12 protein-coding genes are annotated in these 15,738 nt (G+C 58.2%); 2 read left to right on the top strand and 10 right to left on the bottom strand.

Going from position 1 to position 15,738, the window contains the following annotated elements:
• Nucleotides 1-23 precede the first annotated feature (23 nt).
• On the top strand, nucleotides 24-1,877 hold the full coding sequence (locus tag NR201_RS00895; protein ID WP_256849260.1) for a glycoside hydrolase family 15 protein: 1,854 nt from the start codon (nucleotides 24-26) through the stop codon (nucleotides 1,875-1,877).
• Nucleotides 1,878-1,917: 40 nt separating this feature from the next.
• Here NR201_RS00895 and NR201_RS00890 read toward each other — a convergent pair whose 3' ends face one another.
• From NR201_RS00890 to NR201_RS00870, 5 genes are all read right to left on the bottom strand, one after another.
• Nucleotides 1,918-2,388, bottom strand: a complete 471-nt coding sequence (locus NR201_RS00890) for an RES family NAD+ phosphorylase (protein WP_223565432.1) — start codon at nucleotides 2,386-2,388, stop codon at nucleotides 1,918-1,920.
• Nucleotides 2,388-2,840 (bottom strand): antitoxin Xre/MbcA/ParS toxin-binding domain-containing protein, encoded by a 453-nt coding sequence (locus NR201_RS00885; protein WP_010244850.1) that lies wholly within the window; start codon nucleotides 2,838-2,840, stop codon nucleotides 2,388-2,390. Before NR201_RS00885 ends, NR201_RS00890 begins: the two co-directional genes overlap by 1 nt.
• 89 nt (nucleotides 2,841-2,929) lie before the next feature.
• Nucleotides 2,930-4,084 carry a class C beta-lactamase gene (gene ampC, locus NR201_RS00880; RefSeq protein WP_256849259.1) on the bottom strand — a complete coding sequence of 385 codons (1,155 nt, stop codon included), beginning with the start codon at nucleotides 4,082-4,084 and terminating at the stop codon, nucleotides 2,930-2,932.
• A gap of 31 nt (nucleotides 4,085-4,115) precedes the next feature.
• Entirely contained in the window at nucleotides 4,116-4,361 is a 246-nt protein-coding gene (locus NR201_RS00875) for a hypothetical protein (protein ID WP_010670167.1), read from the bottom strand.
• A gap of 67 nt (nucleotides 4,362-4,428) precedes the next feature.
• A complete protein-coding gene (locus NR201_RS00870) occupies nucleotides 4,429-5,610 on the bottom strand; it encodes a glycosyltransferase family 4 protein (protein ID WP_256849258.1) in 1,182 nt (393 codons plus the stop codon).
• A gap of 619 nt (nucleotides 5,611-6,229) precedes the next feature.
• Between NR201_RS00870 and hpxO the strand changes: the two genes are divergently transcribed.
• Nucleotides 6,230-7,387 (top strand): FAD-dependent urate hydroxylase HpxO, encoded by a 1,158-nt coding sequence (gene hpxO / locus NR201_RS00865; RefSeq protein ID WP_163637036.1) that lies wholly within the window; start codon nucleotides 6,230-6,232, stop codon nucleotides 7,385-7,387.
• Between the two features lie 51 nt (nucleotides 7,388-7,438).
• On the opposite strand, the gene dcp is transcribed toward hpxO, so the two are convergent.
• The 5 genes from dcp to guaD all read right to left on the bottom strand — a co-directional run bounded on the left by dcp (nucleotide 7,439) and on the right by guaD (nucleotide 15,432).
• A complete protein-coding gene (gene dcp, locus NR201_RS00860; protein ID WP_256849257.1) occupies nucleotides 7,439-9,484 on the bottom strand; it encodes a peptidyl-dipeptidase Dcp in 2,046 nt (681 codons plus the stop codon).
• 61 nt (nucleotides 9,485-9,545) lie between these two features.
• Entirely contained in the window at nucleotides 9,546-10,322 is a 777-nt protein-coding gene (gene xdhC, locus NR201_RS00855; RefSeq protein ID WP_109650402.1) for a xanthine dehydrogenase accessory protein XdhC, read from the bottom strand.
• Entirely contained in the window at nucleotides 10,309-12,675 is a 2,367-nt protein-coding gene (xdhB, locus tag NR201_RS00850) for a xanthine dehydrogenase molybdopterin binding subunit (protein WP_039388661.1), read from the bottom strand. The genes xdhC and xdhB overlap by 14 nt, the downstream gene beginning before the upstream one ends.
• On the bottom strand, nucleotides 12,665-14,107 hold the full coding sequence (xdhA, locus tag NR201_RS00845) for a xanthine dehydrogenase small subunit (protein WP_256849256.1): 1,443 nt from the start codon (nucleotides 14,105-14,107) through the stop codon (nucleotides 12,665-12,667). Before xdhA ends, xdhB begins: the two co-directional genes overlap by 11 nt.
• On the bottom strand, nucleotides 14,104-15,432 hold the full coding sequence (gene guaD / locus NR201_RS00840) for a guanine deaminase (RefSeq protein WP_256849255.1): 1,329 nt from the start codon (nucleotides 15,430-15,432) through the stop codon (nucleotides 14,104-14,106). The genes xdhA and guaD overlap by 4 nt, the downstream gene beginning before the upstream one ends.
• Nucleotides 15,433-15,738 lie beyond the last annotated feature (306 nt).

Here is a 15,738-nt window from a genome sequence, read left to right as displayed (position 1 = left end):
ACCGTGATATAAGGAAGCAGATTATGGAAAACCCGATCTTTCATTCGCCGGTCAGAAAAGAGGGCTTTGCGGGCCTGGGTGATTATGCCGCCATTGGTGAAGGCCGTTCTGTTGCGCTGATTGCGCCGGACGGTTCATCTGTTGCGCTGATTGCGCCGGACGGTTCAATTGACTGGTGGTGTGCGCCCAATCTCGACGCAAAGCCCCTGTTTGATCGCCTGCTTGATGCCGGACTCGGTGGCTACTTCCAGATTGTCCCGCGTGCGCCTTATCAGGTCTCACGCCGCTACCGCGATAACAGCAATGTGCTGGAGACCCGCTTCGAAACCCGTGACGGTACCGTGCTGCTGACCGAATCGATTAACAGCACGCTGGCGGGCCGTCTGCCCTGGTGCGAACTGGCTCGCCGCATAGAGGGTGTCAGCGGTGAAGTGGAATTAGCAATCACCCTGCGCTTCGGCACCGCCGCCGAAACCCGTTCACCGTGGGTGGCCGACAATGAGAAAGGCAAGGTGTTTCACATCGCGGAGATCATGGCGATGTTGCGCACCAGCGAAGATATTCAGATCACAGAGCTGGATGACGAGCAGGTCTGCGCCACGCTGCGTACCTATGCCGGTTCCCGCTCGCTCTGCGCGCTGCTGGTGACCGAGAAAGAGCCGCTGGCGGTGCCGCCGCTGGAGGCTATCGATCAGCGGATTGAAACCAGCCACACCGGCTGGACCAGCTGGGTGGAGAGCCTGAGTTATGAGGGCCGCTACCCGACGCTGGTGAAGCGCTCAGCCCTGTCGCTGAAGTTTCTCTGGTACTCCCCGACCGGCGCACTGGCTGCTGCTGCCACCACCTCCCTGCCGGAGGGGATCGGCGGCGAAAAAAATTATGATTACCGCTACGCCTGGGTGCGCGATGCCTGCCTGATTATTAAAGCCTTCGTCTATCTCGGGGCGCTGGAAGATTGTAAGGCGGCCTTTTCCTGGCTGTCGCAGACTATCATGCGCCATGGCGTCAGGCTGCGCGCCTGCTATGCCCTGAATGGTGATGAGGTCCCCGCTGAGCGTTATCCGCCGCTGAGCGGCTATCAGAACTCTCAGCCCGTGCGGGTCGGCAATAATGCCCGTGACCAGCTGCAGCTCAGTATGTATGGCGACATGCTGGTCACCGCGCAGCATTTTATCGAGGCGGGACACGTGCTGGATATCACCACCTCGCGCATGCTGGGCGAGCTGGCGAACTGCTGCGCCGATCACTGGCGGCAGAAGGATTGCGGCATCTGGGAGCTGCCGGAGTTGCAACACTACACCCACTCCAAAATGGCCTGCTGGATGGCGCTGGATCGGGCGGTGGCGCTGGCAGAAAGCCAGCATATCGAACCGACCTGGCTGGGACGCTGGCAGCGGGAACGTGACCGTATCCGCGACTGGATTGAGTCGCACTGCTGGTCAGAGCAACAGCAGGCTTATCTCTTTTACGTTGGCAGTGACGATCGCCTCGACGCGTCGCTGGCGCTGGTTCACAGCTACGGCAACGCGGTCAATCCGCAGCGGATGCTCTCAACCTACCGGGCTATCCGGCAAAAACTGGGTGACGGCAGCGCCATGCTCTACCGCTACAGCGGGGTCAGAGAAGAAGAGAGTACCTTTCTCGCCTGCGCCTTCTGGCTGGTGGAAGCCTGGGCAGAGATGGGTGAGGCGGATGAGGCAGAACAGGCTATGCAGGAGATCCTGGCTACGCTGAACGGCCACGGTAACGTCGATATCTTCAATGAGATGTATGACGTCCGCAGCCAGAGCTGGCGCGGCAATATGCCACAGGGGCTGAGTCATCTGGCGCTGATCTGCGCGGCGCAGGCGCTATCGGAATCGCAGGCCCCAGCGTGATGTGAGATGTTGCGGTGAGAAAAGTGGCGAATCCGGCGCCCTATTGCAGCCTGAAACGCGGATCGAAGAAAAATGGCTCTACCACCACCTTACTGATGATGCCAGCCGCTGCCGGATGACGGGGATTGAACAGTGCATTCCACTCACCGGTCAGCGTGCTCGGCACCTTCAGCACCAGGCCGTTATCCGGGCTGGCAAGCCAGTCGTCACCAATTTGCCGCGTGGACGATGGCGCAGGATCGGCCTGCCAGTCATCGGGGAGTGCCACCAGCGAGAGCTCGGTAATCAGCGATTCAGGGACGCTAATCGACAGCATTGAGTAGTCGTGTGACAGATCCTGAATGGTGAGATGAACCAGCGCCTCAAGTACACAGAGCGCCCGGCTTGATCCCATATAGACACAGACCGTTCCCACGGAATTCCAGCGCCCCCCGTAAGTGCGGGCACCAAAACCATCAAAGGCGCTCATCGCATACTCACTCTTCACCAGGCGAAAGAAACGTACTGCCATCAGGTAATCACGCCATGCTCAAGCTGGCCAATCAGGTTAATCACCGCTTCTGCACCCGCCACCGTGGTGGTCATCTCCGCCGGTTTCTTACCGCCCAGCGCTTTGGCGGGCGTTTCCAGCCACTGTACCAGACGCTGCCTGTCGTCGCGGAACAGTTTGCTGGCGGCAGAGAGGACGCGAATCAGCATGTAGATCCGTCCGCTCTGATCGGGCGAAAAGGTCTGCTGCGGATCTTTGACTTTGCGGTTGTAGGTGGTGCGATCAATGCCCGCCAGACGGCACAGCCAGCCCTCGTCAAAGGTGGACAACGACGCCGTGCGTTTCAGCACGCCGCTGCTGAACCCTACCGCAATACGCTGGTGCGCATCAGGCAGTGTTTCCGGCAGATTCAGGGCATGCAGCAGCGAATTGTCGCGACGATGCTGAGCGGGTGTGTAGATGGCGATAGACATAGCAGCCTCCTGTTCATTTGATTTTTATTTTAGCGCAAATGAACAGGCGGTGCCAGCTTTACCCCGTCGCTGAGCAAGCGTGATGCCTGTTACTCAGGCTTCTCCTGCTGTAACGCCTGCAAAATCTGCCACGCCGCCTTTATACGCAGCGGATTAGGGTAATTCTTGTTGGCGAGTATCACGATGCCGCTGTTCCTCTCAGGAATAAAGGCGATATAGGCACCAAAACCATTGGTTGCACCGGTTTTATGCACCCAGCTGGCGCTCTGCGACGGCCCGACCGGATTGAGCAGCGTTGCCGGGCGGGGTTGCAGCGCAACTCCATTATCGCTGTCGCCCATCAGCGTATCGGCAGTCACCGGCCAGTCGTAGATCTCCCAGCCCAGTCCCTGAAACAAAGTGCCGACTTTGAAGTAGCGCGCCTGCGCGGTGCGAATGGCATTACGCAGCACGGCATTCCCCGAAGAGAGGCGGTTAGGATCCACATTTGCCTGCATAAAGGTGAGCATGTCACGCGCAGTGGATTTAACGCCGTAGGCTTCTGCATCCAGCATGCCAGGTGAGACCCGTACCGGCTGGCCATTTTTATAGCCCCAGGCGTAGTCCAGCATCATCGAGGGCGGCACGGTGATATAGGTGCGCGTCAGACGCAGTGGCTGAAACACGTTTCGCGCCATCGCCTGCTCATAATCGCCCTTCACCATCAGCGAACCAAACAGACCGATGCTGGCGTTAGAGTACTGCCGGAGCGTGCCGGGCGCTGCCTCTGGCTGCCATTCCTGATAGAAACGCAGCAGCGAAGCCTGATCGGTGACATCATCCGGCAACTGTAGAGGCAGGCCGCCCGCGGTATAGGTCGCCAGATGCAGCATCCGCACCGGACGCCACTGCTCACCGGTCAGCTGCGGCCAGTACTTCTGCACCGGATCGTTAAGGCGTATTTCGCCGTTGCGGATCATGACGCCGGCCAGCGTGCCGGTAAAGGTTTTGCTCACTGAACCCAGCTCAAACAGCGTGTTTTCCGTGACCCGGCGGCGTGATTCGAGATCGGCCACGCCGAAGTTCACAAACTGCGCCCGGCCTTTGTAAAGCACCGCCACCGACATGCCGGGGATCTCCTGCTGCTCCATCAGCGGTTCGATCGCGGCTTTAACCAGAGAAGTAACCTGCTGTGAAGAGAGATCGGCGGAGACACAGCTGGCAGAAAGAGAGAATAACGCGAGATAAAACAAAGACTTTTTCATTGGCAACTAAGGGATTCTTCACTGAATTAAATTATTTACACTGGTCGGCACAGGCCTGCACGCACATCTGAGCCTGAGAACTGCAGCCACCGTTTTCCCGGGTGTTGCAGTGCGATTGTTCTGTGTAGCAGTTGGTCTGACAGGCGGAGACATCGCAGCGGGCAGCGACGGGCGTCAGCTGTGCCAGGGGCGCGCGGGCCGGAAAAAGCGGTGCGGGCTGAGCGAAGGCGCTGCTGCCCAGTAATCCGGACAGCAGCAGGCTGATGATCATTTTCATAAGAGTTCTCCAGAGGGACGCTGCACTAAGTATGGCCAGTCTGGCGCGCCACGTCAGAGAAATCTAATCAAATTGAGACCACAGGGGGATGTTGAGTGACATTAATCACGCCACGGCTGTAGATATCGTTGAGCCGGGCAATGTAACGCTGGGTGTCATGCTGATCTTTGATGCGCAGAATCGCCGCCTCACCTTTCTCCTGCAGCATCTCAGGACGGTCGATAATAGCGAGCAGTATCGATTTCAGCCCCTCCACCAGCGACTGGCGTAGCTGCGTTTTCTGCTCTGGAGAGGTAATACTGTATTCACGGTCAGCGTTCAGCGGACTCTCAATCACCCAGCCTGCACTGGCGGGATTAATCTCTGGCAATGCGCGCACGTTGCTGGTGATCACCGGGCAGCCGTTAGCCTGCATCTCCAGCACTGAGAAACCGTACGTCTCCTGCCAGGTCGGTAGCAGTCCGGCATCGCTCTGGCGGAACAGCTGCATCAGGGCGCCGTTATCCATCTGTGAATGATGCGTGAAGCAGCGATAGCGTTTGATGCGGTTCTCAATGCCACTATAGAACGTCTCATCATCCTGGAACTGGCGGTGCGCCACGTTACGACGCTTGGCGAGATCGCCAATCAGCTGCACATCCAGCTGCGACTCTTCCAGTTTGCGCTCTTCAATCAGCTCACTGATCGCCAGCACGACTTCAGCCCCGCCTTTGCGGTAGAACTCGTTACCGGCAAAGGTCAGTTTCAGAATACCGGGCTGACGCGGCGTTTTCTGCTGGACAAACAGCTTCTGCGGCGGATGCAGCACCAGGGTTTTACGGCGGATTTGCTGGGCAATATCCGGCCTGAACAGTTTCATCTGAATGTTCAGGGTGGCATCTGAGATGGCAATCAACCCCAGGCAGTTATCTTTTAACAGATAAGGAATGAGGCGTTTCAGCTCGGGGTTATCCTGCTTGGCGACGCCCGCCACCGGCAGCACACGCGGCAGCTCCGTTTCAAACGACGCGACCCACTTCTGATGGGTTATCGCCACTTCATTGAACAGATGCAGGATGTCAGCCCGCGATGCCCCTGAAAAAGGCACAGGCTGAAAGACAAAGGTTTTATTTTTTTTGAGCAATCGGGTTCGTAACGGATTAATAAAGTAGAACAGATTGCTCTTTTTCAGATTGATATATTCGTTATCCGGATTAACTAAGATATTACGCTGCTCCGGATACTGGTTATTCGTGATTCCAATTTTCATGTTCGCCTTCCAGAGTCCTTGTGTCCGGAGTGATCTATATCACGTGATCGTGACTGGCGGGTCTGAGCAATATCCTAAAAGCCCGTAATGACGCGGCCTGAACGCTTTTGCTAATGATTGCGCACGGTGCTAAAACAGACACAATTGTGTCTGGTTATGAATTTGCATTTTTTATTAACAGGTGTGTTTAACTGTGTCAGGCTAACCCCTTATTGAATATAACGATTATTTTCCGGGAAATATTCGCGCCAGTTGTTATGTAAATGTTTAATTAATTGTCAGGAATATTAGCGAAGCGGATGAGGATTTTAGTTAATAACTTTTAAAGTAATAAGAATGACCATGCTAAAAAGTACCTGGCGCGTTCCACTGGCTGATGATTAACACAGACACAGACGGGCGATAATGAAACAAATGATGCAGTACGGTTATAGCCGCACCCTTTTTGCACGCCTGTTTGCCACAATTCAGTGCAACTGATTAAGAGGAAGGCGGGAGTCAGGCGCCCCCCATTATACATTAAGCCTATGATTTACATTGTTATTTATATGAAACTCTCTACCACCATCTCTCTGGTACAAAAGTTGCAGGAAGTGACGTATGCAGACAGGAGAGCATTATGAAAGCAATCGTGATTGGTGGCGGTATAGGCGGCATGAGTAGTGCCATTGCGCTGGAGAAATCCGGAATTGACGTTGAGGTCTTTGAAGCCGTAAAGGAGATGAAGCCCGTCGGCGCGGCGATTTCCATCTGGCCCAACGGGGTTAAATGCCTGAATGCGCTGGGCATGAAAACCGCGCTGCGTGAGCTGGGCGGGAACATGGCCTATATGGCCTATCACGATGGCACCACCGGCGCGCCCCTGACCCGCTTCAGTATGGCGCCGCTGGTGCAGCAGGTTGGCGAATATCCCTGTCCGGTGGCGCGGGCAGAACTGCAGGCGATGCTGATTGATACCTTCGGGCGTGAACGGGTGCAGTTTGGTAAGCGGGTGATCCAGGTCGAGCAGACCGGCAGTGGCGTGATTGCCACCTTTTCCGACAACACTCAGGCCACCGGCGATTTCCTGATTGCCGCCGATGGCACCCATTCGGTGATCCGCGAGTATGTGCTGGAGCAGAAGCTTGAACGACGTTACGCCGGTTACGTTAACTGGAATGGCCTGGTCACTATAGATGAGAGGATTGCGCCCGCCGATCAGTGGACCACCTTTGTCGGTGACGGCAAGCGGGTGTCGCTGATGCCGGTCAGCGGCAATCGATTCTACTTCTTCTTTGATGTGCCGCTGCCGAAGGGACTGCCGCAGGATCGCAGCACGGTGAAAGCGGACTTAACCGGCTATTTTCAGGGCTGGGCGGAGCCGGTACAGCAGCTGATCGCGGCAATCAATCCTGACACCACCAATCGGGTTGAGATCCACGACATCGAACCTTTCAGCCGCTTTGTTAAAGGACGTGTGGCCCTGCTGGGCGATGCCGCCCACAGCACCACGCCCGATATCGGCCAGGGCGGCTGCGCGGCGATGGAAGATGCCGTGGTACTGGCCTCGACGCTGGCTTCTCATTCACTGGGTATTGAAGATGCACTGCTGCGCTATCAGGCGCGACGGGTTGAACGGGTAAAAGATCTGGTGCTGAAAGCGCGCAAACGCTGTGACGTCACCCATGCGCGCGATCCGGCAATCACGGCAGAATGGTATGACTCTCTGAAAAGCGAAACCGGTGAACGAGTGCTGGCCGGAATGTGCGAAACCATTGAAGGTGGCCCGCTGGGTTAACACGAATAAAACCGGGCTGTCAGCGCGACCAGCGCGTGACAGCCCGTTCTGCTATGACTCCGCCAGACCGCGATTTTTCAGCATGGGCTCCAGCTGCGGAGGCCCGCCCCGCCAGCTTTCATACAGTGTTTTGAGATCGCTGCTGTTCCCCCGCGACAGAATTTTCTGCCGGAAGAGGTCACCGTTCTCACGCGTCAGTCCGCCCTGTTCCGCAAACCACTGATAGCCATCGTCGGCGAGCATCTGCGTCCAGATATAGGCGTAATAACCTGCTGCATAGCCACCGCCCCAGATGTGCTGGAAATAGCTGGAACGATAGCGCGGCGGCACCGCCGTCAGCGCCAGATTATCGCTCTGTAACGCCTGCTGCTCGAATCCCTCCACGCTTTGCGGCGCGGAATCACGGTTAAGGCTGTGCCAGTGCAGATCCAGCAGCGCGGCAGCCAGCAGCTCGCTCATCTCGTAGCCTTTGTTGAACGTGGCGGCCCGGACGATTTTTTCATGCAGCTCAGCGGGCATCAGCGCCTGAGTCTGATAGTGGCGAGCGTAGTTGCGGAACACCGCTGGCTCGCTGGCCCAGTGCTCGTTGATCTGCGAAGGAAACTCGACGAAATCGCGCGGGGTTTCCGTTCCCGACAGGCTCGGATAGCGCTGGCTGGCAAACAGACCGTGCAGCGTGTGACCGAACTCGTGAAACATCGTGATGACGTCGTCCCAGCTCAGCAGCGCCGGTTCACCGGCTGGCGGTTTGGTGTAGTTACAGACGTTGTAGATCACCGGTTTGCTGTCGAGCAGCGTAGACTGGTTGACGAAGTTGCTCATCCAGGCACCGCCGCCTTTGCTGTCGCGCTTAAAGAAGTCGGTGTAAAACAGCGCCAGCGGGGTCTCATCGGCGTCAAAAATCTCATAGACCTGGACGTCGGGATGGTAAACCGGCAGATCCTGTCGCGGCGTGAAACGGATGCCATAGAGCTGCGTCGCCGCCCAGAACACGCCATTCTGCAGCACCGAATTCAGTTCAAAGTAGGGCTTAATCTGGCTCTCATCCAGATCGTAACGGGCACGCCGCACCTGTTCGGCATAAAAACGCCAGTCCCAGGCCTGCAGGGTAAAATCGCCGTGCTGCTGGTCGATGGTCTGCTGGATAGCCGCCGCTTCACGCTCCGCACGACCGCGCGCGGCAGGCACGATGTTATGCATAAACGCCAGCGCCGCCTTAGGCGTTTTGGCCATCTGATCCTGTAACTTCCACTCGGCATAGCTGGCAAATCCCAGCAGCCGCGCCTGCTCGGCCCTGACCTGCGCCAGACGTAATACCAGCTCGCGGGTGTCGTTCTCATCGCCTTTTTCAGTGCGCGTCACGCCCGCCTTAAACAGCGCTTCACGGGTTGCGCGATCGGCCAGGCTCTGTAGTGCGGGTTGCTGGGTGGTGTTTTGCAGCACCAGCAGCCAGTGCTTTTCCAGTCCGCGTGCCTGCGCTTCCGCCTGCGCCACCGCCAGATCGGCCGGTGAGAGTCCCGCCAGCTTCTGCAGATCATCGACGACCAGCCCGCCCGCTTTAGTGGCGGCCAGCAATTTGTTGGTGAAGCGGGTACCGAGGCGGGCCGCTTCCTGATTCAGTGTCTTGAGCTGCTGTTTCTGCGCTTCCGGCAGATTAGCCCCCGCCAGTTGAAAGCGCTGCCAGATCACCTCGACCAGCCGTTTTGATTCGGCATCCAGTTTAGCGCGCTGCAGATAAACCGCATCGAGCCGCGAAAACAGCGGGCGATTAAGCATGATGTCATCGTTGAGCGCGGTGAGCTGAGGCGTAATCTCCTCATCCACCTGCTGCAGATACGGGCTGGTATGCGCCGAGGTCATGGCACTGAACACCAGATTCACCCGGTTGAGCAGCTGTCCGCTCCTCTCCAGCGCCTCATAAGTGTTGAAAAAGCTGGGCGCGTCGCTGTTCAGTGCGATCGCCTCGATCTCCTGACGCTTCTCCTCAATGCCCGCCTGCAGCGCGGGCAGAAAATCCTGCTCCTCAATCTGGTCAAAAGGAGGAGTCTGGTAAGGCAGTGTGCTGACGCTAAAGAAGGGATTCTGACGGGCGTTCATGGTTCGCTCCTGGTGGGCATCGCAAAGTCTTATCCTGACAGGTTGCCGCGCAGGCGACAACTCAGGCGACGTGCTGCTGATAAACGCTGATGATTTCACCGGCAATTGCCACCGCAATCTCGGCGGGCAGCTTGCCTTTGACGTCCGGCAGGCCAATCGGACAGCGCAGGCGCGCCAGCGGTTCGCTCGCCACACCCTTGCCCGCCAGCCTGTAGCGGAAACGCTGGTTTTTCGTTTCAGAACCGATCACTCCGGCATAGCGGAAATCGCCGCGCTTCAGCACCGCCTCGCACAGTTCAAAGTCGAGGGGATGATGATGGGTCATGATGATGAAGTAGCTGCCTGCGGGTGCCTGTGCTACGCAGTCGAGCGGATCGTCCGGCTGAAGCGTCACCACGCCAGCCGGAACGTGGCTGAACTGCGCCGGGCGACTGTCGATCCAGTTTATGTGACAGGGTAACGTTGACAGCAGGTTGACCAGGGCCTGTCCCACATGGCCTGCGCCAAAAAGGTAGATCTCCGGCTGCGCCTGCAGCAGCGGCTCAAACAGCAGCGTAGTTTTGCCGCCACAGCACTGTCCGAGCCGCGCGCCAAGGCTGAAATCCTCGGTGTGTGGCGCGGTCGCCCCGCGCTGCAGCATCGCCCTGGCCTGGGCGATGCACTCAAACTCCAGATGACCGCCACCGATGGTGAGATAACTCTCCTGCTGCGTTACCACCATTTTGCTGCCGCTGTCGCGCGGCACCGAACCGTGCTCACTGAGCACGGTGATTAATACGCAGCTCTGACGTTTTTCACGCAGCTGATGCAGCACGCCAATCCAGTCATGATAAATCATCAACCCCTCCCGTCAGGCGCTGCACGCCCCAGAAGATGCGCTCCGGTGTGGCGGGCGCATCCAGCAGCGGATGCTGCCGGTAATCGGAGACGCTGGCGACCGCATCCTGCAGGGCACACCAGGCGGCGATGCCCAGCATAAACGGCGGTTCACCTACGGCCTTGGAGTGGAACACCGTGTCTTTAGGGTTTTTACGGTTCTCCACCAGCGTGACCCGCAGGTCCGCCGGAACGTCGCTGATGGCAGGAATTTTGTAGCTCGCCGGGCCATCGGTCAGCAGCTGGCCTTTATCACTCCACACCAGCTCTTCGCAGGTGAGCCAGCCGACGCCCTGCACAAAGCCACCTTCAACCTGGCCTATGTCGATGGCCGGATTCAGCGACGCCCCGACGTCATGCAGAATGTCGGCGCGCAGCAGGCGGGATTCACCGGTTAAGGTATCAATCACCACTTCACAGCAGGCTGCACCGTAAGCGTAGTAATAGAACGGCGTCCCGCGACCCGCGACCCGGTCGTAATGAATCCCCGGCACGCGGTAGTAGCCAGTGGCGGAGAGCGGCACCTGATTCAGCCACGCCAGCTTCGCCACCTCGGCGAAGGTGTAATGTTTATCCCCGGCGCGCACCACCCCGTTGCGGAAGCTCACCGCCGACGCGTCGCACTGGTGTAGCTCGCAGAGCATGGCGGTCATGCGATCGCGCAGGATCTCAGCACCATTCTGCGCCGCTTTGCCATTGAGGTCAGCCCCGCTGGAGGCCGCGGTTGGCGAGGTGTTGGGCACTTTGCCGGTGTCGGTGGCGGTGATCTGAATTTTATCGATCTCAATCTGCAGCACTTCGGCGACAATCTGAATCACCTTGGTGTTCAGGCCCTGGCCCATCTCGGTGCCGCCGTGGTTAAGCTGTACCGTGCCGTCGGTGTAGATCAGAATCAGCGCCCCCGCCTGATTGAGAAAGCTGGAGGTAAAGGAGATGCCGAATTTCACCGGCGTCAGCGCCAGACCGCGTTTCAGCAGCGGACTGCGGGCATTAAACGCCTTAATCTCCGCGCGGCGAGCCTGATAGTCGCTGCTCTGCTCCAGCTGTTCGGTAATCTCATCCAGCAGATTATCCTCTACCTGCTGGTGGTAATGGGTGATGTTGCGATCCTGCTTGCCATAGTAGTTACGCTTGCGCAGCGCCAGCGGATCCAGCCCGCGCTCACGGGCGATATGATCCATGATCTGTTCAATCGCCACCATACCCTGCGGCCCGCCAAAACCCCGATAGGCGGTGTTCGAGGCGGTGTTCGTGCGGCAGCGATAGCCGGTTACCCGTGCATCCCCGAGGTAATAGGCGTTATCGGCGTGGAACATGGCACGATCGACAATCGATCCGCTAAGATCCAGCGAATAACCACAGTTTCCGGCCAGATCGATTTTGATGCCGCACAGACGCCCATCCTCTTCAACGCCCGCTTCGTAGCGCACAAAGAACGGATGGCGTTTACCGGTGACACGCATATCGTCGCGGCGTGAAAGCCGCATCTTCGCCGCCCGGCCGGTCTGGCGCGCCACGATGGCGCAGAGACAGGCGACACCGGCCGCCTGCGTCTCTTTACCCCCAAATCCACCGCCCATCCGGCGCATATCTATCGTCACCTGATTCAGGCTGATGCCCATCACTTCCGCCACCAGTTTCTGCACTTCGGTAGGGTTCTGGGTTGAGGAGAAGACCTGCAACTGCTGATCTTCACCGGGAATAACCATTGCCGTCTGGGTTTCCAGATAGAAATGCTCCTGGCCGCCAATGTGAAACGCCCCACTGACCCGATGCGGCGCACGCGCCAGGGCCGCTTCCACATCACCGCGCTGGTGAATGTGAGGTTCCTGCACAAAGCTGCCCTGAGCCAGCGCCTGTTCCACATCCAGCAGCGGTTCCAGCACCTCATATTCAATTACCGCAGCGGCCGCGCCAAGGCGGGCAGCCTCGGGGGAATCCGCCGCCACCGCGATCACGATCTGTCCCAGATACTCCACTTTGTCATGGGCCAGCAGCGGGTCGCCCGGCTCCAGCGGCCCGACATCATTGATGCCCGGCACATCCTGCCAGGTCAGGACGCTGACGACGCCGGGAATGGCATAACAGGGCTGCACATCAATATGCAGGATGCGCGCATGAGCATACTCACTCAGGCGCGGACAGAGATGCAGCAGACCCGGCAGCTCTGGCTTGTCATCGATAAAACGCGCCTCGCCAGAGACATGTTTTTCCGCGCTTTCATGGCGGTTACTGCGACCAACGCCGCTCTGTAAATCAGCGGCATACTGCGCCTTAATGACCTCTTCGTTGAGTTCAGGACGGTTATGAGACATAGCGGGCCACCTCAATACAGGTTATTTCGCCGTTGTGGCGATGCCAGTAGCGGCGCAGCAGGTTGCGTGCGACCTGCAGACGGTAGTCACTGCTGGCGCGGAAATCGGAGAGCGGCTGGAAATCCTCTGCCAGCGCCGCGGCTGCGCGTGACACCGTCACGGCATTCAGTGGCTGACCGATGAATGCCTGTTCACAGTGACGGGCACGTTGCGGTGTGGCCGCCATGCCGCCAAAGGCGATGCGGGCACTACTGACTACGCCCTGTTCAATCTGCAGATTAAAAGCGGCGAACACGGCGGAGATATCATCGTCCAGCCGTTTGGACACTTTCCAGGCCACAAAATCAGGTGACACCGTCACTTTATCGATGCGAATGGCGCGAATAAACTCCCCTTTTTCGAGCCGGGTCTGGCGATAGCCGGTAAAGAACTGATCCAGCGGCAGGCTGCGCTGCTGCTCACCGCGCTGTAACAACAGGCTGGCGTTTAAGGCCAGCAGCGCCGGCGAGGCGTCGCCAATGGGGGAAGCGTTACCGATGTTGCCGCCTAATGTGCCCTGCAGACGGATTTGCAGCGAGGCAAAGCGTTGCAGCATCGCGCTGACGCCGGGAATGCAGCTGGCAAGAAATTCGCTGACCTGCTGCAGCGAAGCCCCTGCGCCCAGCAGGTAGTGATCATCAAATTCGCTGCAGACTTTGAGCGCGGCAACCTGCTCCAGCGCAATCAGCAACGGTATTCTTTTATGCTGCTGGGTAATCTGCAGGCTGAGATCGGTGCCACCGGCAATCAGCCTCGCCTCGGGATGTGCCAGATAGATCGCCGCCAGCTGAGCCGGAGTTTTGGGCAGGAAGCAACGGCGGCCCTCACCCCCTAATTCCTGCATCTCCGGGGTTGCCAGCGCCTCAAGCCGCTGCACGGTTGCGGCGGCACCTTGATCGAACTGGTCTGTCACCGGCTGCGAGCAGAGCTGTTCGGCGGCGGCCATAATCGGCCGGTAACCGGTACAGCGGCAGAGGTTGCCCGCCAGCGCAGTTTCCGCCTGATGGCGATCCCAGCCCGAAGCGGTTTTTTGCAGGCTGAACAGCGACATCACAAAGCCTGGCGTGCAGAATCCGCATTGCGAGCCGTGACAGTCGACCATCGCCTGCTGCGCCGGATGCAGTGCGCGGCCGTGACGCAGATCCTCAACCGTAATCAGCTGCCTGCCCTGTAACGCGGAGACCAGCGTCAGGCAGCTGTTGATCGTTTCATACTGCATTGTTCCCCCTACGGCTTTGCCCAGAGTCACGCTGCAGGCGCCACAGTCGCCAGATGCACAGCCCTCTTTGGTGCCAGGGCGTTGCTGACGGGTGCGCAGGTAGTTGAGTACCGTGAGGTTGGGGTCGAGCGCGTCCTCGCTGACCAGCTGGTTATTTAACAGAAACTGGATCATGCGGCTTGCTCCTGTGCGTCGCGCTGCCAGACCGGACGACCGGCTACCCAGGTCTGGGCAATATTGCGGTCGTCTCCGAGCGTCATTAATACAAACAGTTTTTCCCAGATATCTTTGCTGTTGCCGATGCGCAGTTGCTGCAGGGCAGAAACCGCCGGGTCCAGCACCACAAAGTCCGCTTCTTTACCGATGTTGAAATTTCCGATGGCGTGGTCGAGATCCAGCGCGCGCGCCCCGCCCAGCGTGGCGTGATAAAAGGCTTCGGCCGCGCTGAGCCGGTAGTGCTGCAGCTGGCCCACCTTGTAGGCTTCGCCCAGGGTCTGCAGCATATTAAAGGTGGTGCCCGCACCGACATCGGTGCCGATCCCCACTTTTACCCCCTGCTGCCAGCTGCGTTTCAGGTTAAACAGGCCGCTGCCGAGAAACAGGTTTGAGGTGGGACAGAAAGCAATGGATGAATCGGTATCGTGCAGACACTGCCATTCGTTCTCTTCCAGATGCAGACAGTGAGCAAAGACGCTGCGGCGGCCGGTCAGCTGGTGATGATGATAAACATCCAGATAGCCTTCACGCTCCGGGAACAGTTCTTTAACCCAGGCGACCTCCTGCGGGTTTTCGCTGAGATGGGTATGCAGCCAGGTATCCGGGAACTCCTGACGCAGCTGCTGCACTTTTTCCAGCAGCTGTGGGGATGAGGTCGGCGCAAAGCGCGGCGTCAGGGCGTAGCTCAGGCGTCCGCGCTGGTGCCAGCGCTCAATCAGCGCCCGGGTCTGCTGGTAGCTCTGTTCAGGGGTTTCGATCAGGTTGTCGGGCGCATTGCGATCCATCATCACTTTCCCGGCAATCAGCCGCATGTTCAGCGCTTCGGCGGCGCTGAACAGCGCCTCCACCGATTGCGGATGGACGGTGCCAAACACCAGCGCGCTGGTGGTGCCGTTGGAAAGCAGCTGATGCAGGAAGAAGGCGGACATCCGCGCAGCATGATCGGGACAGTGATACTGCGCTTCAACCGGGAAGGTGTAGTGATTCAGCCACTCCAGCAGCTGTTCGCCAAATGCGCCAATCATCTCTGTCTGCGGATAGTGAATGTGGGTATCGACAAAGCCCGGCACGATCAGTCTTCCGCGCAGGTCGATGACCGGATGCCCCGCCAGCATCGCCTCGCTATTCTCCCAGCTATCCAGCCCCACTACGCATCCATCACGCAGCAGCAGCACCGCATCCTCAAGATAGCGGGCATGGCCGGCCAGGTCGTCGGGACGATCCACCACGCCGGTAAAGTCAAAGAAGCTGGCGCGTATCGCCGTGTCGGTTGCTGAAAGCATGGGTAGTCCCTTCTGAAAGCGCGATGTTATATCTGCAGATGATTATCTGAATAATCCTGTGCAACCTGCGTGCCAGAATTGAAATAGAATAAATTCTTTAAATATCAGTTAAATAAGCTAAAAAATGGAAGTTGCGCAACAAATAAGGACTGAGATGGCTTAGCAACCGTTTGCGGAACGGATGCAAACGGTTGCTACTCAATATTGCGCGCCCTGATCATTTTGAGTATGGCCGGTTACCCGCAAACCTGCCCTTTAACGGTGCAATCTGCCCTGAAAAGGCGCAGCTGGCTACCCGTTAAAATC

Origin of the sequence: Pantoea sp. Fr-CA_6 (assembly GCF_024520895.1) — a bacterium.
Classification (GTDB): domain Bacteria; phylum Pseudomonadota; class Gammaproteobacteria; order Enterobacterales; family Enterobacteriaceae; genus Pantoea; species Pantoea agglomerans.
Note: the sequence above shows the minus strand (reverse complement) of the source record. Positions and strands in the feature narration are given on the sequence as shown.

Excerpts from the sequence above, each read along its gene's own strand:
- NR201_RS00895 (WP_256849260.1), top strand. The coding sequence starts at position 24 with ATGGAAAACCCGATCTTTCATTCGCCGGTCAGAAAAGAGGGCTTTGCG.
- NR201_RS00890 (WP_223565432.1), bottom strand. The coding sequence starts at position 2,388 with ATGGCAGTACGTTTCTTTCGCCTGGTGAAGAGTGAGTATGCGATGAGC.
- NR201_RS00885 (WP_010244850.1), bottom strand. The coding sequence starts at position 2,840 with ATGTCTATCGCCATCTACACACCCGCTCAGCATCGTCGCGACAATTCG.
- ampC (WP_256849259.1), bottom strand. The coding sequence starts at position 4,084 with ATGAAAAAGTCTTTGTTTTATCTCGCGTTATTCTCTCTTTCTGCCAGC.
- NR201_RS00875 (WP_010670167.1), bottom strand. The coding sequence starts at position 4,361 with ATGAAAATGATCATCAGCCTGCTGCTGTCCGGATTACTGGGCAGCAGC.
- NR201_RS00870 (WP_256849258.1), bottom strand. The coding sequence starts at position 5,610 with ATGAAAATTGGAATCACGAATAACCAGTATCCGGAGCAGCGTAATATC.
- hpxO (WP_163637036.1), top strand. The coding sequence starts at position 6,230 with ATGAAAGCAATCGTGATTGGTGGCGGTATAGGCGGCATGAGTAGTGCC.
- dcp (WP_256849257.1), bottom strand. The coding sequence starts at position 9,484 with ATGAACGCCCGTCAGAATCCCTTCTTTAGCGTCAGCACACTGCCTTAC.
- xdhC (WP_109650402.1), bottom strand. The coding sequence starts at position 10,322 with ATGATTTATCATGACTGGATTGGCGTGCTGCATCAGCTGCGTGAAAAA.
- xdhB (WP_039388661.1), bottom strand. The coding sequence starts at position 12,675 with ATGTCTCATAACCGTCCTGAACTCAACGAAGAGGTCATTAAGGCGCAG.
- xdhA (WP_256849256.1), bottom strand. The coding sequence starts at position 14,107 with ATGATCCAGTTTCTGTTAAATAACCAGCTGGTCAGCGAGGACGCGCTC.
- guaD (WP_256849255.1), bottom strand. The coding sequence starts at position 15,432 with ATGCTTTCAGCAACCGACACGGCGATACGCGCCAGCTTCTTTGACTTT.